Source organism: Bacillus hominis (genome assembly GCF_030348325.1).
GTDB classification, from domain to species: domain Bacteria; phylum Bacillota; class Bacilli; order Bacillales; family Bacillaceae_G; genus Bacillus_A; species Bacillus_A hominis.
The window spans coordinates 3,093,446-3,112,834 of sequence record NZ_JAUCFS010000005.1 but is presented as its reverse complement, the minus strand read 5'-3'; the positions used below and the strand labels follow the sequence as shown (position 1 = coordinate 3,112,834).

Annotated in this window: 15 protein-coding genes and 1 pseudogene; 12 read left to right on the top strand and 4 right to left on the bottom strand. The window is 33.5% G+C overall.

What is annotated here, in order from left to right; genetic code table 11:
• Positions 1-157: 157 nt before the first annotated feature.
• From QUF93_RS18610 to QUF93_RS28910, 3 genes and pseudogenes are all read left to right on the top strand, one after another.
• Positions 158-742 (top strand): TetR/AcrR family transcriptional regulator, encoded by a 585-nt coding sequence (locus QUF93_RS18610; protein ID WP_289359795.1) that lies wholly within the window; start codon positions 158-160, stop codon positions 740-742.
• A gap of 51 nt (positions 743-793) precedes the next feature.
• Positions 794-3,115 (top strand): RNA polymerase recycling motor HelD, encoded by a 2,322-nt coding sequence (helD, locus tag QUF93_RS18605; RefSeq protein ID WP_289359794.1) that lies wholly within the window; start codon positions 794-796, stop codon positions 3,113-3,115.
• Positions 3,115-3,711: pseudogene (locus QUF93_RS28910) on the top strand (hypothetical protein). Before helD ends, QUF93_RS28910 begins: the two are co-directional and overlap by 1 nt.
• Before the next feature lie 284 nt (positions 3,712-3,995).
• On the opposite strand, the gene QUF93_RS18590 reads toward QUF93_RS28910, so the two are convergent.
• Positions 3,996-4,223: a hypothetical protein gene (locus QUF93_RS18590; RefSeq protein ID WP_289359791.1), complete on the bottom strand. Its 228-nt coding sequence runs from the start codon at positions 4,221-4,223 to the stop codon at positions 3,996-3,998.
• 262 nt (positions 4,224-4,485) lie between these two features.
• Here QUF93_RS18590 and QUF93_RS18585 point away from each other — a divergent pair, with 262 nt between their 5' ends.
• The 8 genes from QUF93_RS18585 to QUF93_RS18550 all read left to right on the top strand — a co-directional run bounded on the left by QUF93_RS18585 (position 4,486) and on the right by QUF93_RS18550 (position 13,795).
• On the top strand, positions 4,486-5,613 hold the full coding sequence (locus QUF93_RS18585) for a serine hydrolase domain-containing protein (protein ID WP_289359790.1): 1,128 nt from the start codon (positions 4,486-4,488) through the stop codon (positions 5,611-5,613).
• A 245-nt stretch (positions 5,614-5,858) separates the two neighbouring features.
• Positions 5,859-7,016: an agmatine deiminase family protein gene (locus tag QUF93_RS18580; RefSeq protein WP_289359789.1), complete on the top strand. Its 1,158-nt coding sequence runs from the start codon at positions 5,859-5,861 to the stop codon at positions 7,014-7,016.
• Between the two features lie 176 nt (positions 7,017-7,192).
• Complete coding sequence (gene psiE, locus QUF93_RS18575; protein ID WP_289359788.1) at positions 7,193-7,612, top strand: phosphate-starvation-inducible protein PsiE; 420 nt, start codon at positions 7,193-7,195, stop codon at positions 7,610-7,612.
• A gap of 177 nt (positions 7,613-7,789) precedes the next feature.
• Positions 7,790-8,722 (top strand): bestrophin family protein, encoded by a 933-nt coding sequence (locus QUF93_RS18570; RefSeq protein WP_289359787.1) that lies wholly within the window; start codon positions 7,790-7,792, stop codon positions 8,720-8,722.
• Positions 8,723-8,977: 255 nt separating this feature from the next.
• Positions 8,978-9,955, top strand: a complete 978-nt coding sequence (locus QUF93_RS18565) for an agmatine deiminase family protein (protein WP_289359786.1) — start codon at positions 8,978-8,980, stop codon at positions 9,953-9,955.
• A gap of 40 nt (positions 9,956-9,995) precedes the next feature.
• Positions 9,996-10,817, top strand: a complete 822-nt coding sequence (locus QUF93_RS18560; protein WP_289359785.1) for a MerR family transcriptional regulator — start codon at positions 9,996-9,998, stop codon at positions 10,815-10,817.
• 81 nt (positions 10,818-10,898) lie between these two features.
• Positions 10,899-12,641, top strand: coding sequence for an amidohydrolase (locus QUF93_RS18555; protein WP_289375778.1), 1,743 nt, complete (start codon positions 10,899-10,901; stop codon positions 12,639-12,641).
• A 107-nt stretch (positions 12,642-12,748) separates the two neighbouring features.
• Complete coding sequence (locus tag QUF93_RS18550; protein WP_289359783.1) at positions 12,749-13,795, top strand: agmatine deiminase family protein; 1,047 nt, start codon at positions 12,749-12,751, stop codon at positions 13,793-13,795.
• A gap of 49 nt (positions 13,796-13,844) precedes the next feature.
• On the opposite strand, the gene pepF is transcribed toward QUF93_RS18550, so the two are convergent.
• Complete coding sequence (pepF, locus tag QUF93_RS18545) at positions 13,845-15,632, bottom strand: oligoendopeptidase F (RefSeq protein ID WP_289359782.1); 1,788 nt, start codon at positions 15,630-15,632, stop codon at positions 13,845-13,847.
• Positions 15,633-15,749: 117 nt separating this feature from the next.
• Complete coding sequence (locus QUF93_RS18540; RefSeq protein ID WP_289359781.1) at positions 15,750-16,541, bottom strand: arylamine N-acetyltransferase family protein; 792 nt, start codon at positions 16,539-16,541, stop codon at positions 15,750-15,752.
• Positions 16,542-16,757: 216 nt separating this feature from the next.
• On the opposite strand from QUF93_RS18540, the gene amyS reads away from it, so the two are divergent.
• Positions 16,758-18,299 carry an alpha-amylase gene (gene amyS, locus QUF93_RS18535; protein WP_289359780.1) on the top strand — a complete coding sequence of 514 codons (1,542 nt, stop codon included), beginning with the start codon at positions 16,758-16,760 and terminating at the stop codon, positions 18,297-18,299.
• 94 nt (positions 18,300-18,393) lie between these two features.
• Here amyS and betA read toward each other — a convergent pair whose 3' ends face one another.
• Entirely contained in the window at positions 18,394-19,065 is a 672-nt protein-coding gene (gene betA / locus QUF93_RS18530) for a collagen-like exosporium glycoprotein BetA (protein ID WP_289359779.1), read from the bottom strand.
• Between the last annotated feature and the right edge of the window lie 324 nt (positions 19,066-19,389).

Below are 19,389 nucleotides of genomic sequence, written 5' to 3'. Positions count from 1 at the left end.
AACTTACAAAATAAAAATATTGTAAGTTGAAAAAGGATGTGTTAATCTTATAACCTAATTGAAATAGTATTTTTTTGTACCTAACTTACAAATAATAAAAAATGTAAGTTGTTATTTAAATGATATTATTATGTAAATAAAGTGGACGGTGAGAAAAATGACAGATAAGGCATTAACGAAAAATGTTGTTTTAGATGCAGCGGAAAAAGAGTTAATGAAATATGGATGGAGTAGGACGACACTTGTTAGTATTGCGAAGTCACTGGATGTTAGTCATGCGGCTTTATATTCTTATTTTCGGAGTAAAGCCACGCTACGTGATGCTATTTTAGAAAGGTGGCTGTTAAAGTACTCGGATCAGCTTGAGAAAATTGCTGGAAAAGAGGGAGAGACGGAAAGTATTTTACAAGAGTGGTTCTTTCGTTTATTTCAGCTTAAAAAGAAAGAGCTACTTGAAAACGAAGAGTTATTTACATTGAATAGTTCGTTAGTGCAGCAAAAGAATAAGGTGATCCAAAAGCATGAAGAAAGATTAGTTGGACAACTGGAGAACGTGATAAATCGTGGGATAGAGCGTAATGAGATTAAAAAACAAGATAGTTTGTTTTTAGCGCATACGTTATTTGGGTTACTTTCATCGTTTTATCATCCTGCTTTTTCTGAGAGATGGAAAGAAGAGAGGATAAATGAAGAGTTCCAAAAGTCATGGGATATTGTTGCCTGTGGCATTTTTCAAAAGTAAAAAGTTGCGTATCATATAAGGCTTTCAAATAGTATGAGAAGGGGAGATTATATGAGTCATTATAAAGAAGAGCAACAACGTGTAAATGTAGTCATTAAAAAAGTAGATGAGGAACTGAAAGAACTGGATGGCCGAGTTGGTTCGGTGAAGTCTGAAATTGTCAGTATTAGAAAAAACTTTTGGGAAGATGTAAAAGTAAATATAGATAACATTAAAGAAGCTGTTGAAACGGCGGCGAGTATTAGGCAAGAGGCAGAGCTTCTTGCTGAAAGAGAACATACACATCGTCATACGAAAAATGAATATAACCTTTTAACGAAAATAAAAGAAACGCCGTATTTTGGGCGGATTGATTTTAAAGAAGATGATGAAGCGGATACTGATGAAATGTATATCGGTATCGGCTCTTTTTATGATAAAGAAAATGATGAGTTTTTAGTATACGATTGGCGGGCACCTATTTCGAGTCTTTATTATGATTACACTTTAGGGAGGGCGCAGTATAAAGCGCCCATAGGTACGATTTCAGGCGATTTGCTTTTAAAACGTCAATACATGATTCGAAACGGAACAATTCAAAGTATGTTTGATACAGGTGTGACCATAGGTGATGAATTATTACAAGAAGCACTTGGACGAAATGCAAGTGAACAAATGAAAAGTATTGTAGCGACAATACAAAGGGAACAAAATCAAATTATTCGAAACGATAAAAGTGATGTGTTAATTGTGCAAGGTACTGCTGGGAGCGGGAAGACTTCAGCAGCGCTACAGCGCGTTGCTTATTTATTGTATCGTTACCGTGGTACGGTTAATGCGGATCAAATTTTATTGTTTTCTCCGAATGAGTTGTTCAATAGTTATATTGCGAACGTGTTGCCAGAGCTTGGAGAAGAGAATATGCAACAAACAACCTTTCAGGCGTATGTTGAGCATATGATTGGAAGAGTTTTTTCTATAGAAGATGCTTTTTCGCAGTTAGAATACGTTTTAACAAAAAAGAATGAAAGTACGTATGAAACTAGATTAAAAGGGGTTCAATATAAATCTTCGGTTGAATTTATGGGACTAATTGAGAAATATGCGAGAAGTCTAAGTGAAAAAGGGTTACAATTTCATGATATCAAATTTAAAGGCGAAATGATTATTGAGGCAAGAACGATATATGATTATTTTTATACGCTAAACACGTCTATTTCCATTCCAAATCGAATGCAACTTACAATGGAATGGATTTGTAAGAAGTTAAACGAATTTGAAAAGAAAGAAGCGAAAAAAGACTGGGTAGAAAGAGAAATTCAGTATTTAAACAAAGAAGATTATAATCGCTTATATGAAAAATTAGAGAAGGACAATCAATTTGATTATTATGAGCAGGAGCATGAATTATTAACGAAATATGTAGTGAAGAAACATTTTCGTTCGTTACGTAGAAAGGTGAAAAAATTCGCTTTTGTAAATCATTCTGCGATTTTTCAGCAGTTATTTGAAAGTATGCAGAAAGATATTTTCGTACCAGATTGCTGGGAAGATATATGTAAGCAAACGGTGAAGCGTTTGAAGAATAAACGGTTAGCATATGAAGATGCAGCACCATATTTATTTTTAAAAGAGTTAATTGAAGGCTTTAAAACAAATCATCTTGTAAAGTTTGTATTCATTGATGAAGTACAAGATTACACATCATTTCAATTAGCATTTCTACAACGACTATTTCCGAAGGCGAAATGGACATTACTTGGTGATAGGAATCAAAATATTTTCTCTCATGATCATAATAGAGAGAACGATATTATCTCCATATTATTTGCAAATCGTAAAGTAGAAACAGTTCAGCTTAATCGTAGTTATCGATCGGCAAAACCGATTATTGAATTTACAAAGTATATGATTCCAAATGGAAAAAATATTGAAGCTTTCAACAGGGATGGTAAGAAGCCAGTTTATATAAAAGTAAGTGATGAACGAGAGCATGTAGAAAATATGATTCTTAAGGTGAAAGAGTTAGAAGAAAAGGGCCATAAAACAATTGCGGTTATTTGTAAAACAAATGAAGAATGTATGAAAGTTATGGAGCTAATAGGGGATACATTAAATGTCCATCTTGTGCAAAAAGAAAATACAAATTATGAGAAAGGCGTTGTTATTATTCCGGCTTATTTGGCAAAAGGGATAGAGTTTGACGCTGTAATTATATTTGATGCTTCAAGTGATAGTTACTATAAAAAGTCTGAACAGAATTTATTTTATGTAGCATGTACAAGGGCAATGCATGAATTATATGTATATTATGCAGGGGAGATTACGACATTTCTTTCGAAAGTACCGAAAGCATTATTTCAAAACGAAACGAGTAAAGGGGGATCTGTTTAATGGCTAATCAATTTAATACTTTTCAAAACTGTAGTAAGGAAGTATCAATGTTATTACCATTACCGAAGTATGTAAAATTAGTGCATGAACATGAAGAATTACGTGACAGTGTAAATGTTGAAATACATCGTTATCAAGCAGAAGAACCACTAAATTACGGTGGTTCTCATATTACAACGATTACTTCTCAAAATGGTAAATACCTGTTGAGTTATACGAACATGATGCCAGTATACTCTAGTAAACTGCCTCATAAGGATGAGGTAGAGAACATAGCGATGGAGATAATGGAAAAGGTTGATTGACAATATGCAAATGGCCTAACTTTGCTTCGTATAGAAAGACAAACGAGGCAGTATGTTGACGGGGGACAAACTGTGGAGTTTCCTGTTCTATGGGTAAAGATGATGCATAATAACGGAAGTTTCAACTGGGTAACAATTGGTGGTGACGGACAAATCATCGAATTTGAGCGTGAAGTACGTTGGGATTATATGATGAGTCGCCGTCAAACGGAAATGTGGTATTACGATGATTGGGTATTAGCGCGTATTGGGAAAGGACCACAATTATTACCGCCAGCTGCTTTAGCATAAAATACAGAAGAATGCTATAAATCTATGATAATATACGGCTAGTTATGTTTTATCTATATAACGAAATGAATATAAAGGGCTGAGCGTCATGAGAAGAAAAGGCTACACATATTCATGGGTGAGTATAGCTGCATTACTAAGCGTTTTAGTGGCAAGTTTATGTAAAAGTAAAAGAATATTAAAAATGTAAATTTTTTATGAAGAAAATCTAAAGAAATGTCGTGGGAGTGACATTTCTTTTTTTATATGCTGTATAATCAATTTAGAAATGAGATTCGTTTTCATTAACGCTCATTTCCTCTTTTGAAATTACCTGTAATTTTAGCCATAATAAGCTGTTTTTCTTTTTCGTTATTTGCCCGATTTATTTTGTTTAAAAATTTTTCAGCGTCATTTCCTTTTAAAGTTGTAATTTGTTTTTCGTAATATTCAATTAAAATCATGTTATTTTTTGTTACTCGATAATGAAACATCATATCATCTAAACGATTGCGTTTATCGGTCTTTTTCAAGTTGCCACCTCCATTTTTGTTAATGTGTAACAAATGTTACATAAAAAATTTAAATTAAAGTTGGATCTATACGATTGTAAGGTGGAAATTTTGTAAAAAAGAACTACAATAGAGAGTAGTTAAAATTTGAACGTTAGAAAAAAGGAATCTAGTTTACTATGAGGAATAATAGAGTAGATAGATTATAAAATATAAAAAAATAAAAAGATATAGAATAGAATGGAAAAGTATAAAGTGAAACTAGATAAAAGAGGGTTCCCATATGTTTAAGAAATGGTTAATCGTTTTCTTTGTTTTTGCTATTTTTTGTGGGAGTGTCGCTGCACTCATACATGCAAATAAAGAAAAGAAATACAGTTTGAAGGCATTTTCAAACTTTGAGGATAAGGTTGGAAATGATAGGCTGGAAGTTGATGCAAATCAGAAAAAACGTTATGATATTGCAGCAACGAAACTCGATCAATATTTAAAAGATAAAGGATTTAACGGAACAGTTCTCGTAACAGATAAAAATAATGTAGTTTTACGAAAAAGCTACGGGTATGCGAATGTAAAAGATAAAGTTTTAACAACGCCAAGAACAAAATATCGCATCGGTTCCATAACAAAAACAGTAGTTGCAATATCTATATTACAGCTAAGAGAAAAAGGGAAATTGAATATAGAAGATAATGTGAATAAATATATTCCGTCGTTTCCGGCAGATAAAAATATTACGTTAAGAAATTTGTTAACACATACTTCCGGATTACCAGAGCAGGGACAAGGTGGTGTTGATGCAGCATCACGCTTAAAGTTAGTAACATGGATTGGATCTCAAAAGCTTGAATTTCCTGCAGGGATGGGATGGAGATATACCGATTATAATTATATGGTGCTTGCGTATATTGTAGAAAAGTTATCGAATAAACCGCTGGCTGAATATGTGAAAGAAAATATTTTTACTCCTGTTGGAATGCATGAATCTGGGATGGGGGCAACTTTCCCTGGAGATATGTTTTTAGCAGAAGGGTATACGAAAAAAGATAATGAGTTAATAGCTACGCCTCGTTTAAAAATGAATTGGCTATATGGTTGTGGTGAAATGTACACTACAGTGGATGATATGAAAAGGTTAGATGAGGCAATTATAGATAGTAAATTACTTTCTAAACAAAGTTTATCAGATATGTTTACTGTATCACCCGCTAGAAAGTATGGATTTAGTTTCTATATTAATGCAGATTATAATCATAATCATGGAGTATTAGCTGGATGGAACACGTTTAATAATTTTAATGGAGATAAACGAATTTTTGTAATTCTTTTCTCTAACGTACAAAATGGAATGAACGATGCATTTAATCAAGAGTTTAGAAAGATGGCGAAAGATTTAATAGAAGGAAAATAAGTGTTCAGTATGTAATGAAAAATCGGTATGGATAATTATCCATACCGATTTTTTGATTTACATTGTTTTTTAGAATTTAAATGATACAAATGGTAAAAATATGATGAATGAATTATATGTATGTTATTAAAATTATGTTAATCATAGCGGAGACTAATTGGTATTTTTTACATTAAATAAAAAACTTGAGCTTCACACTATGTGAAGCCTTACATTATTGGAGACAAGAACAGGAGGTTGGAAAAATGAAAAAAGTAGTGAAGCTTTGTTTAATAAGTGCATTATCTACAGCGATTATTAGTGGATGTTCTTTTGAAGGGAACAATGAAAATGCTAAAGGGAAAGAGGGGGAAAAAATAGAGGTACAGAAAAATGCTGGGAAATATACGATGCCGGATGAAAAAGATAAACATGAAGGTACATGGCTGCAATGGCCACATGAATACACATATGGTCAAGAGTATAAACAAGAAGTCGAACCAATTTGGGTTAAGATGGCAAGCGCTTTAACAGAGGGTGAAAAAGTCCACATTGTTGCATATGATCAGGAAGAAAAAGAGAGAATCAATAAGCTTTTAACAGATGAAGGGCTAAATATGGAGAAGATTGATTTCTTTATAGCGCCTACTGATGATGTATGGGCAAGAGATAGTGGACCAATTTTTGTTTATGACAATAATAAAAATCTAAAAATATTAGATCCAGCATTTAATGGTTGGGGGAATAAAACACCTTACAAAAATGATGCTCGTATACGTGAGAACGTTAGTAAACAATTAGGGATTGAAAGAATTGATTGGGGGAAATTTGTCCTTGAAGGTGGCGCAATTGAATTAGATAGCAATGGGACTGCTTTATTAACTCGAAGTGCAGTAACGAATAAAAATAGAAATCCTGATTTATCAGAAAAGGAAATTGAAAAATATATAAGTGATCTTGGCGTGACAAACTTTATTTGGTTAGACGGAGTGCCTAATTTAGATATTACTGATTTTCATATTGATGGATTTGCTAAATTCCATGATAAATCTACCATTGTAACGATGAAAGAAGATGACTTGGCTGAATGGGGGTTGTCAAACAAAGACATGGATACATTGTTAGATGCAAAAAATGCTTCAGGAAAGAAATATAAGTATGAATACTTACCGCTTAGTAAAGATAAAGTTACTTTAGAAGATGGAAAAACTCTCGATTATAAAGGGTCGTATATCAATTATTATATTGGAAATAAAGTTGTATTGGTGCCTAATTATAATGATCCAAATGACAAAATCGCAAATGATACGATTCAGAAGTTATATCCGGATCGTAAAGTAGTGGGAATTGATGTGAGAGAACTTTATAAAAATGGCGGAATGATCCATTGTGTGACACAGCAACAACCGATTCAATTGAAGTAATCGATTATAGTTTCGTTATGTTGCTTTATAGACAAAATAGGTGAAATGCTATCTTTACTTATTTTGTCTTGTTTTAACACCTGTAATAAGAATGAAATGTATAATTTTAATGTAATGATAATTAAATAAAAATATATTGTCATTATTGTTTTATATGGAAAAGGAGAAAAATGTTTGTGTTAAAGAATTTAAAGAGAGTATTTTCGTTGTTCCCTATCGTTCTACAGTACATTATAAATGTAGCTTTGATCTGTTTGGGAATTGTTTTAAGTGTGTTTCTTATGAAAGAAGTCATTCAATTTATACAAGAACTGAAATTGAGTGGTGAGGAATCTAGTTATCATTTAATTGATAGCATTGTCGTATTCTTTTTATATTTTGAATTCATCGTAATGATTATAAAGTATTTTCAAATGAACTTTCATTTTCCATTACGATATTTTATATATATAGGTATAACGGCTATTGTTCGTCTAATTATTATAGATCACGATAGTCCACTAGATTCATTGCTATACGCCTGCGCGATTTTTGTGTTAATTAGTGCTTTATTCATTGCAAATTCTAAAATAATGCGTCGTGATTTAGAAGAGTGAATATTTGTTGTTTAAATCAAAAAAGATGTTGTATCTTTTGGTAAAAAGGAGTAACGGTATTGAAAGAAATAATTTTAACCAGTTTCCTAATAATAGGGTTTATGATTCTACTATTTAATTGTATACTTTCATAATTTAAAGAATAACAAGTTAATAAAGAAAGAGGCTTTTGTAAATATGGTTCATTACAATAATCAAAATAGTTTACATCAAATATTTACATTAAAGGGAACAGTTATAAGAGATATTTTCCCGCAGATTTTATTATATATATGCGTTTCAACGGTAGTAACTGTGATTAATTATTATTATGTAGTAATAAAAATTAATCAAACCCCTTGGGTAATTGTTGGAGGGGCTTTAGGTTTACTGTTAGTTTTTCGTACTAACACTGCCTACGATAGGTACTGGGAAGGTAGAAAGTTATTCGGCACGATAGGTGCCTGTACTAGAAATTTAGCAGTTAGTTTTTTATGTCATTGGGAGTCTGAAGGGAAAAAGACGGATCAGGAAAAGCTGAAATTTTTACATTTATTAATTGCTTTTCCAAAGATAGCGAAAGGACATTTGAGAGACGAAAAAGATTTATCTGAAATCAAATCATTGCTTGATACTTGTTCTGAGAAGGAAAAAGAAATATTGATTGAGTCTATTCATTTACCGATTAGTATAGTTTTTATGTTAAAAACTATACTATCAAAAGGTTTGAAAACGGGTCAAATTCATCCAAATGCAATAATTAATATGGAAGCTGATTTGAATAATCTGCTTACGGCTGTGGGTGGATGTGATCGTATTAAAACAACGCCTATTCCTTTTGCATATTTTGCTCATATTAAAATTTTACTGCTCATATTTTGCGGGACTTTACCGATTGGTCTTGTTGATAGTCTTGGTTGGGCTACAGTACTAGCAACTACGTTTATAAGTTTTGCATTTATAGGGATAGAAGCAATAGGGGTTGAAATTGAAGATCCATTTGGTCAGGATCCAAACGATCTTCCGCTTGAAGCAATTTGCATAGGGATAGAGGCGAATTTAGTGAATTTGTATAATCAAAATGCTCTATTAGGATTCTTGGATTTGAAACGTGAGAAAAAAATCATCTAATCCTTCATTGTGTATGACGATTACATTTTTAATGTGGTCATGAAATACAGTGTTTTAAAATCTTGTCAAGAGTCAGTTTCCGGCTTAACGACGGCTTTATATTTTTTATATAAATATATAATATTTCTCCGTGCTATAATCCATTCATGAAATGTGAACGTTTCAAAAGTTGTAATGAAAAGAGAAATGAATTGGGGAATAGCTGGCTGATTGAAAACAGTTATTCGATCATTATTAAAAAGCGAGGTAAATAATATGGAACAAAAACATAATGGCATTATTTTTACTGCGATACCAGATGAATCAAATGAATATTATGAACCGTTTTATGAAGAACTTATTTATTTTAATGAAAATTTAAATGAAAAGAAGGGAGTTACAGACCAACTTATTTCTTTATCTGTTGAAGAACAAGAATTCCATACGAGCTTTTTTGAGTATGATGATATTTGGTTAAGAGATGTTGCGCCAGTTGTAACGAATCATCTTGTTAAATTTAAATATCGACCAAATTATTTACCAGATGATCAAGGGCGATATTTAGATCAACAATTTAATAAATGGTTGAAAAAGAACGAATTTGAATATGTGAAATCCCCGTTAATATTAGATGGTGGTAATCTTATTTGGAATAAAAAAGATACCGTTATATTAACAGAACGCATATTTGATGATAACGATGATTGGACAGAAGAGGAAATAATTGAGCAATTAGAGTGGGATTTAGATGTGAGCCGAGTCATTATTATTCCTGCTGAAGAAGGAGATGTACTTGCACATGCAGACGGAATGGTTAAATTTATTAATGAACACACAATGTTTATTAGTGATTTTCTAGGTGATAATGAATTTAGATATCATGTTCAAGAGATTATTCAAGAGCAAATGCCAGAAGCTGAATTTATCGTTGTTCCTTCCTCATATACAGAGAAAGGGCAATATGATCAAGAAATAGCATCCGCAAAAGGTTTGTATATAAATATGTTAGAAACATGCGATGCTCTTTACGTTCCTAAGTTTGGATTAGCTAAAGACAGAGAAGTTTTACGATATATTCAACAACATACAGAGAAACAAGCTATTCAAATTCATGTAGGAGAAATATCGACAATGGGAGGCGCAATGAATTGTTTAACGTGGTATTGTCCGAGTCATTTGTTACCTCCAAAAATGAAAAGGTTGGACAATCAGAATGAAGGTTCTTCAATCAAAAAAATATTTGATTGGTTTTAATAAATAAGCTTATAAGAAAATGTATTCAAGGGGTATTTATATGTATACAATTACTGAATTTTCGCGGATTTGTAAAATGAGTACACGGATGCTAAGACATTATGACAAAGAGGAGATATTAAAACCGGCATATGTGAACCCGGAAAATGGGTATAGATATTATGAACAAGGGCAGTTAGAAATAGCGTTGAAAATTAAAAAGCTGAGGGAGTACAAGTTTCCTTTACCGAAAATTAAAGTAATTCTCCAGTCATCAGATCAAAATTCATTTATTAAACATATGCAAGCGCAAATTATAGAGTTGTCTCATGAGGTGAAACAAAATTTACAGGTTATTTCTGAAATGAATGAAATGGTAAGTATGAACAATGGTTTAAATATCGCTCGTCATAGAAGTTACGATATATTAATTGGAATGAGAAATGAAATAACAGTAATTGCTCAAAGGTTACAAATAGATATAGAGGATATGGATGATTATTTTTATGACTTATATGAAAAAGTACAAAAAAATAGCTTTCAAATAGTCGGTTCTCCATCTACGGTTTTTTATGATAAAGAGTATATTCCAAATCATAGTGATATTGAATTAAGAATTCCGATTATGGATGAGGATAATAAAGGTGTATTACAAGAATGTGAAATAAAAAAGCTAAATCAGCATCAAATTGTTACTACTATGCATTATGGTAGCTACGACTATATAGGTTATGCTTATATGGCATTAGAAGAGTGGATAGAAAGGAACGGTTATATAATAGATGGTCATCCATATGAAGTTTATATAAAAGGGCCTGAATGTGATTGTTTAGTAGAAGAGTATGTGACACAAATTTGTTTTTTAGTTACGAAAATAGAATGAGAATAAGGATTGACATTAACATTATGTCAATCCTTATTCTATATACGAAAGCAATTTATCATAATAAAAAGGGGAAAGAATATGAAAAGAAAAATTTTACTTATTTGTCTGATTCTAAGTATGGTATGGATTTCGGCATGTACTCCTGGAGTAGGAGAAGGTGAGAATGGTAGCTTTGTTCTACCTAATCAGTTGCCTAAAAATGTAGTGTTTAAAAATGGTACAATCTATACTTCAAATGGAGAGCAAGACATTGTAGAGGCTGTAGCTGTTAAAGAAGGGAAAATTACATTTGTTGGTTCAAACAAGGGTGTAGAGGAATTTATAAATGAAGATACGAAAGTGGTGGATTTACAAGGGCGTTTTATTCTCCCTGGTTTTGTGGATAACCATAATCATATTTTTGAAGCAAAATCACCGGCAGCAGGGAATTGTAGTGTCTCACCAGATGCTTCGCTGCAAGAACAACGCTCGTATTTAAAAGCGTGTAAAAAAGATGTAAAGACAGGGGAATGGATAAGCGGAACTGGATTTAGTTTAGAAGAACTGTTAAAAGATATGGACGAAAAATCAGAACAACAAACTCCATTACAAGTTCTAAATGAGTTATTTCCTAATAATCCAGTATTAATTATGGAAAGAACCTCTCATTCTGTATGGGTTAACTCAAAGGCACTCGAGTTAGCGGGAATAAATAAAGATACGAAAGATCCGCAAGGCGGAAGAATCATTCGAGATCCAGAGACAGGAGAACCCTTTGGGATTCTTTATGATACAGCAGGAGATATCGTGATGGAAAAAGCATGGAACTCTCAACCAAATCTGTTTGAAAAAAATTATGAAGGTTTGTTGGACGGATTAGATGAGGTTGCGAAGAATGGTATTACTACAGTCGGTGATGGACGTCTCTATTGGAAGCGAGGCTGGTTAGATGTTTGGAATAAAGTTTATGATGAAAAAAAGCTAACAACGCGAGTAGTACTTCGTCCATGGGTATATCCGAATTTAAATGAAGCAGAACAAATGGAGTATTTCAAAAAAATTAAACGTGATGATTTGTCATCCCGAATGCTTATAAATCAAGTGAAAATGTATAGTGATGGAATTAGCATTAATAGTACAGCTAAAATATTAGAAAAATATAAGTTTGAGTGGTTTAAAGGAACTCCATATGGTTTGAACTATATTCCAGAAGAAAAAATGAAATGGTGGTTAACTGAACTTAATAAAATTGGTTACGGTGCACTCATTCACACGATTGGAGACGGTGGGGTAAGAGAGAGTTTAAATGCAATTGAAGCTGCGAAAAAAGAAGGGGCAAACCAGCCGTATACGCTCACGCACGTTGAAATGGTAGAAGATAGTGATATAAATCGTTTTGCTAAATTAGGTATTAGCGCTGATTTTCAAGTAGGCCATGATTTTGCAGAAGATCCTAAACAAAGCTGGGCAAGTACGTATTTTACAAATCAGCAAATGAAACGAATTATGCCGTTAGGGCGGATTTGGAAAACAGGCGCGAATGTATCGCTTAGTAGTGATTGGGATGTAAACGAACTGAATCCACTTGTGACGATTTCGAACGCATTAAGTATTGATGAAAAAGGCTTGTCGGATGTACATGCAGCTATTGATGCTTATACAATTAAGCCAGCGAAAGCATTAGGTCTTGATAACATTACTGGCTCGATTGAAGTAGGGAAATCAGCTGATATGGTATTACTGAATGAAGATATTACTAAAATGAGTGCCGATAAGATTCCGAATGCGAAAGTTTTAGTGACAGTTTTACAAGGAGAAATAGTGTATCACAAGGAGAAATAAAGAAACGCTTTATAAAATTACTACAAGTAAATGAATATATTCCTGTTGACCTTAACACGATGTCAAAGTATAGACTGAACTTACATTCAGAGAAGGGGTGAACATGTATGAGAAATATAGAAACTAGTTTGTTTTATATGCCTGCAGAATGGGAGAAACATGAGGGGACATGGCTCCAATGGCCTCATGATAAAGCTCATAGAGGTGAAGGTTACCGAGCTAAGTTGGATGATATTTGGGTAACGATGGCAAGGGAGCTTCATTATGGAGAAATTGTGCATATAGTTGTATTTGATGAGGAAGAAAAAACGCATGTCCAATCGAAGTTAATTGAAGCGAAAGTAAATATGGATAAAATTGATTTCTTAGTTCAGGAAACTGATGATATTTGGATAAGAGATAATGGACCAATCTTTGTAAAAGATAAAGAAGGAAATCTCTTCCTAACACATTGGATATTTAATGGTTGGGGGGATAAATATCCGTATGAAAACGATGCTGTTATTCCAAATAAAATAAGTGAAATGCATAGCATTCCCAAAGTTGAATCTAGTATCTGTCTAGAAGGTGGAGGAATTGAGATAAACGGAAACGGGACCTTAATGGCAGCGAAAACTTCTATTATAAATGAGAATCGAAACCCTACACTAAGTCAGGAAGAGATTGAAATAGAGTTAACGAAGTATTTAGGGGTAACGAATTTTATATGGATAACTGGTATTCGCGGAGAGGATAATTATGATGAAGATACAGATTACCATATTGATGGGGCAGCGCGTTTTGTAAATGAAAATACGATTCTATATGAATATGATCCTTTCGGGGAAGGCGAATCATACCTTTTGGAGGCGTACGAAAAGCATTATCAAGAATTGAGACAAGCGAGAAATATAGATGGAAAGCCATTTCAGCTTATCCCAGTACCATTAACAAGAAAATCGGTAAAAGAAGCAGACTGTAAAGGCTCGTATTTGAATTTTTACATTGGAAATGAAGTCGTATTGGTACCTATATACGGTGATGAACATGACAAGTTAGGACTTCAAATCATTGAAGGACAATTTCCAGGGAGAAGGATTGTTGGTATTTATGTAAATGAACTGTATGCGTATGGTGGCATGATTCACTGTGTGACGCAGCAACATTTAGAATAAAGGGATTCAAATAAAAAACATGCAGAATATACACTCTGCATGTTTTTTTCTATAATGCTGAAAACTCTTCAACAAGTTGAGCAAATCGATTTAATGCACTTTCAATTGGTTCTGGCGTAGTTAAATCAACGCCAGCTTTTTTCAGTAGGTTTAATGGATAGTCAGAACTTCCGCCTTTAAGGAATTCAATATAGTTTTTCTGTGCATTTGGATCACCGCTTAATAATTTATCGGCAATTTGGATAGCAGAGGCGAATCCAGTTGCGTATTTGTATACGTAAAATGGACGATAGAAATGAGGGATTCTAGACCATCCGTATTTTACTTCTTCATCAAATACAATTGAATCACCGTTATATTCTCTAAATAGATTTTCATAAATTTCACTGAAGACTTGAGCGTTTAATGGTTTACCTTGCTCAGCCATTTCATGTGTGATTTTTTCAAATTCTGCAAACATGACTTGTGTAAAGAAAGTACCTTTAAAGCTATCGATAAAGTAGTTAATTAAATGATTACGCACGTTCGTTTCTTTCGCTTCTTTTAATAAATATTGAATTAATAACACTTCATTGACTGTAGAAGCGACTTCTGCAACAAAGATGGAGTAGTGTGCAGAAATTCTTGGTTGGTATCCGTGTGAATAATGTGTATGCATACCGTGACCACATTCGTGAGTAAGAGTGAAAAGGCTATTTAAATCATCGTGATGATTTAAAAGAATGAAAGGATGGACGCCGTATACACCAAAGTTATAAGCACCAGAACGTTTTCCAGGTGTTTCCCTTACGTCTATATATCGTTTGTCTTTAAAGCTTTTTAATGTTTCAATATATTCTTCTCCTAAAGGAGCTAGTGATGCGATCATGGTGTCAAATGCTTCGTCGTATGGAATGTCTTGTTTCACACCCGCTACTAAATCGACACTTAAGTCGTATTGGCGTAGTTCATCTACGTTTAATTTTTCTTTTCGAAGTTCATTATATGTATGTAAAGATTGAATGTTTTTCTTTGTCGTATCAATTAAATTGTCATATACTTCTTTCGGAACCATATCACCAAATAATGATTTCTCTAAAGCAGATGGATATTTTCTTAGCTTTGACACAGTAACGTTATTTTTAATTGCGGCAGATAAAGTAGAAGCGATAGAGTTCTTTAACTGAACATATGGTTTGTAATAAGCTTTATAAGCTTCTTTACGTTTCTCGCGATTCTCATCTTCTATTAATTTTGAATACATTCCACGTGTTAAATTTACTTTTTCTCCACCATCAGTCGTCACTTCACCAAATAGTATATCTGCATTATTTAACATGCCAAACGTGTGCTGCGGGGAGGAAAGTGCTTCACCCATTTGGGATAATATTTCTTCTTGGTCCTTATTCAAAACATGTTTTTTATAACGATATAGCTCAAATAAATCTTCCTTATAATATTGTAAGCCTTCTGTTTCTTCTATGTAAGTATGTAATGTGTTTTCATCTATGCTAAGTAAGAATGGAGAGAAGAATGATTTCGCTGCACTTACTTTCACATGTAATTGTGATACTTTATCAACAAGGGATTGAGAGTTCGTGTCACGTGTATCTAGGTCAGATTGTAATCGTGCATAAGCGAACATTAAAGATATTATGCTAGAAGTTTCTTCACTTTTCGTTAAATAAGCTAATAAACTGTTGCCATCGTGAATATTTCCATTAAACCCGTGTAATTCGTTCGTTAAAACTTCAATTTTATGAAAATCGCTTTCCCAATCTTCAATTGTATGGTAAATGTCCGTTAAATCCCATTTTTCTTTATCGGCTACTTGTAATCGATCTTTAAATTCTGTCATAATCATTTCCTTTCTAAACATGTAGTTATATTTCTATATAACTATGAAATACAACAAATTGCAAAAAATCCCTGCTGAAAATTGAAAAGCCTTGCTAAAATAGCAAGGCTTAAAAAATTATAATGTAATTCCGAATTTTGAATGTAAAAGATTTGTATATTGCACGTCTGTAACGGTTTCTTTCGTTTTTTTACCGTTTTTCGCTATTGTAAGGCTATCTTTCGTTAAAGAGGCATGCCCATTTTCATTTAGTTTTACAATAAGAGGTACTTTGTTAAATGGTGAGCCCTCATGTTCAACGATGATTTTTTGGGCTGCATTTGCTTTCGTTTCATTCACTTCTTCTATATAAAATGCATAGCCTAACGTCCAATCATCAGCAGAAGATTGATCCAAAAACTCATTATTTTTACGCATCTCTAAAATGTAGTTTCCCTTTTCAGTCATTTCTTTACGAATACGATAATCTCCTGTAACGGAGTGAATGACTTCACTTGAGAAAGGGACAGGTGCAAGAGGTAAGTATGATCCGAATCCTACTTCAATTAAATAAAGTTCATTATGATGTGTTAAAACAGTTGCGATATGGCCAGAATCCACAGCCCATATAGAATTTGCAGCATTGTACACTGTTCCTGAAACGAGATGAACATCAAATCCAGCGTCTTTAAGGAAGTAATACATAGTAGGATTGAGTTCATAACAAAGACCGCCACGGTTGTTTACTAAAATTTTTTCTTTTAGATTTTCTTTTGATATTTCTGTAAAGCTGTTTTCGAGAATATTTAAGTTTTCAAAAGGGACAGTTTGTGCCATTGCGCACATAATGTTAGGTAAATCTTCAAATGAAACTTTGTGTTTTTCTTCTATATGTAATCTTGAAAAAAATTGTTTTTGAAAGTCCGTCATAGAAATCCCTCCGTTATGCGTTTATAGATAAATTGTAAACAATCTTGAATAAGATGTGAAATAAAAACTACGGTGCAGTATTTGGTGAATATTTGATGTTAGATTAAAAAATAATGTGGGAGAGTGAGAGATTGCTACTTTACTAATTCTAGAACGAATATTATAATAATTCCGATAAACTATGCAAACGTTTTCTTAGAAGGGGATGTTGTAAATATGTTAAAAAAAATAACAGTAGTCGGCTTGTCGGTTGTTTTGTTTTTACCTAGTATACATGGGGGAAGTAAAGTGTATGCAGATACGGTTAACAATGGAACGTTAATGCAGTATTTTGAGTGGTATGCTCCGAATGATGGGAATCATTGGAATCGCTTGCATTCAGATGCTGGAAATTTAGCTCAGAAAGGAATTACATCTGTTTGGATACCGCCTGCATATAAAGGAACTACACAAAATGACGTAGGATATGGAGCATATGATTTATATGATTTAGGTGAATTCAATCAAAAAGGAACGGTGCGGACAAAATATGGGACGAAAGCACAGTTGAAATCTGCAATTGAAGCTTTACATAAGCAAAACATCGATGTATACGGTGATGTAGTTATGAATCATAAAGGTGGAGCAGATTATACGGAGACTGTAACGGCTGTTGAGGTGGATCGTAGCAACCGAAATATTGAAGTATCAGGTGATTATAAAATTAGTGCGTGGACGGGGTTTAACTTTCCTGGGCGCGGAGATACTTATTCTAATTTCAAATGGAAATGGTATCACTTTGACGGAACGGATTGGGATGAAGGAAGGAAATTAAATCGGATTTATAAATTTAGGGGTATAGGTAAAGCGTGGGACTGGGAAGTGTCTAGCGAGAATGGAAATTATGATTATTTAATGTATGCAGATCTTGATTTTGATCATCCAGATGTTGCGAATGAGATAAAAAATTGGGGGACGTGGTATGCGAATGAATTAAATTTAGATGGCTTTCGTTTAGATGCTGTTAAACATATTGATCATGAATATTTACGCGATTGGGTAAATCATGTCAGACAACAAACCGGGAAAGAAATGTTTACAGTGGCTGAATATTGGCAAAATGATATCCAGACTTTAAATAATTATTTAGCGAAAGTCAATTATAATCAATCTGTATTTGATGCACCACTGCATTACAATTTTCATTATGCTTCAAAAGGAAATGGGAATTATGATATGAGAAATATTTTAAATGGAACAGTAATGCAAAATCACCCTGCGCTCGCAGTTACTCTCGTTGAGAATCATGATTCTCAGCCTGGACAGTCGTTGGAATCTGTCGTAAGTCCGTGGTTTAAACCGTTGGCATATGCATTTATTTTAACTCGTGCAGAGGGGTATCCTTCAGTTTTCTATGGTGATTACTATGGGACAAACGGAAATAGTAGTTATGAAATTCCAGCGTTAAAAAATAAAATTGATCCAATTTTGACGGCACGAAAAAACTTTGCATATGGTACGCAGCGTGATTATTTAGACCATCCAGATGTAATTGGATGGACAAGAGAAGGTGATAGTGTACATGCCAATTCTGGTTTAGCGACGTTAATCTCTGATGGACCAGGAGGGGCAAAGTGGATGGATGTTGGAAAGAATAACGCAGGGGAAGTATGGTACGATATGACGGGTAATCAAACAAATACTGTAACAATTAATAAGGACGGATGGGGGCAGTTCCATGTAAGTGGAGGATCAGTTTCCATATATGTTCAGCAGTGAATTGCTGATAAAAAAGAAGAGGAAGACTGAAATATAAGTCTTCCTCTTCTTTTTATATTGTTATCATTCCTAAATTTTTATTTTCATAAATGAACTAGTCGACTTTTAAAACAACGAGAGATGCATTGGAATAAATAATGTCACCAGTGGCTTCTCTTATTCGTACCCGAAGAACATCTCCTTGGTTTAAAGGTAGTAGATCAGTTCTGGCGGATGTAGCTCTTAACCCGGAACCACCACCAACTCGTGTTTCAATTGCGAATTGAATAGAATCGTTTATTGTAAGATTTAATATACTAGACGAAATAGCTTGTATCGCAAATACAATTGAAAAGGATATAGAGTATACACCAGTGGTATTAATTGTAATGGAGTTGTCTACCGGGTTTAGAGTAGTTCCACTAACAGGCCCTGGAATGGTGAGATTAACATTTGTATTAACTACTGCTGAAAAACCGATACCTATTTCAGAAGTTATTGTTCCAAATACGGGGAGGATCCCGAAACCGGTTGCTCCAGTGGGACCAGTAATTCCAATTCCAGTAGGTCCTGTAACCCCAGTGGGACCAGTAATTCCAATTCCAGTAGGTCCTGTAACTCCAGTAGGACCAGTTATTCCAATTCCAGTAAAACCTGTCGCACCGGTAGGTCCTGTGATTCCGGTAGGCCCGGTAGGGAATGTAAATGGTGGAATTGGTGGTAGTGTGGGACCAATTAAATTTGGTTCAAGAGCAGGCCCATGTAAAATGATGTATTGTTCGCTCATATAGTAACCTCCTATGATTGCTTGTCATAATTATTAAATGTATTAGGGAAAGTAAATGACATTCGCAATAGCGGAGGCGCTGATTTAATTTTTTTGCAGCGAAATTAAAGTTATTACTTTAAAGTTCGATACAATAAAAAACTGTATTGTGATTGCTATAGAACTAAATATTAGTATGTTTTTAACGTGATTTTCATAGATATTATATTTGCTTTACGATAAAATTATTATAGTGTAAAATTACACCATAAGTGTAAATTGATAATAAATTGGGTGTTTTTACACTTATGGTTATTAGAAGAAGTTCTTTATATAAATCGTAAC

Coding starts and splice junctions, on each gene's coding strand:
- pepF (WP_289359782.1), bottom strand. CDS start 15,632: ATGACAGAATTTAAAGATCGATTACAAGTAGCCGATAAAGAAAAATGG.
- QUF93_RS18550 (WP_289359783.1), top strand. CDS start 12,749: ATGAGAAATATAGAAACTAGTTTGTTTTATATGCCTGCAGAATGGGAG.
- QUF93_RS18585 (WP_289359790.1), top strand. CDS start 4,486: ATGTTTAAGAAATGGTTAATCGTTTTCTTTGTTTTTGCTATTTTTTGT.
- betA (WP_289359779.1), bottom strand. CDS start 19,065: ATGAGCGAACAATACATCATTTTACATGGGCCTGCTCTTGAACCAAAT.
- QUF93_RS18570 (WP_289359787.1), top strand. CDS start 7,790: ATGGTTCATTACAATAATCAAAATAGTTTACATCAAATATTTACATTA.
- QUF93_RS18560 (WP_289359785.1), top strand. CDS start 9,996: ATGTATACAATTACTGAATTTTCGCGGATTTGTAAAATGAGTACACGG.
- amyS (WP_289359780.1), top strand. CDS start 16,758: ATGTTAAAAAAAATAACAGTAGTCGGCTTGTCGGTTGTTTTGTTTTTA.
- QUF93_RS18580 (WP_289359789.1), top strand. CDS start 5,859: ATGAAAAAAGTAGTGAAGCTTTGTTTAATAAGTGCATTATCTACAGCG.
- QUF93_RS18610 (WP_289359795.1), top strand. CDS start 158: ATGACAGATAAGGCATTAACGAAAAATGTTGTTTTAGATGCAGCGGAA.
- QUF93_RS18540 (WP_289359781.1), bottom strand. CDS start 16,541: ATGACGGACTTTCAAAAACAATTTTTTTCAAGATTACATATAGAAGAA.
- QUF93_RS18565 (WP_289359786.1), top strand. CDS start 8,978: ATGGAACAAAAACATAATGGCATTATTTTTACTGCGATACCAGATGAA.
- QUF93_RS18555 (WP_289375778.1), top strand. CDS start 10,899: ATGAAAAGAAAAATTTTACTTATTTGTCTGATTCTAAGTATGGTATGG.
- helD (WP_289359794.1), top strand. CDS start 794: ATGAGTCATTATAAAGAAGAGCAACAACGTGTAAATGTAGTCATTAAA.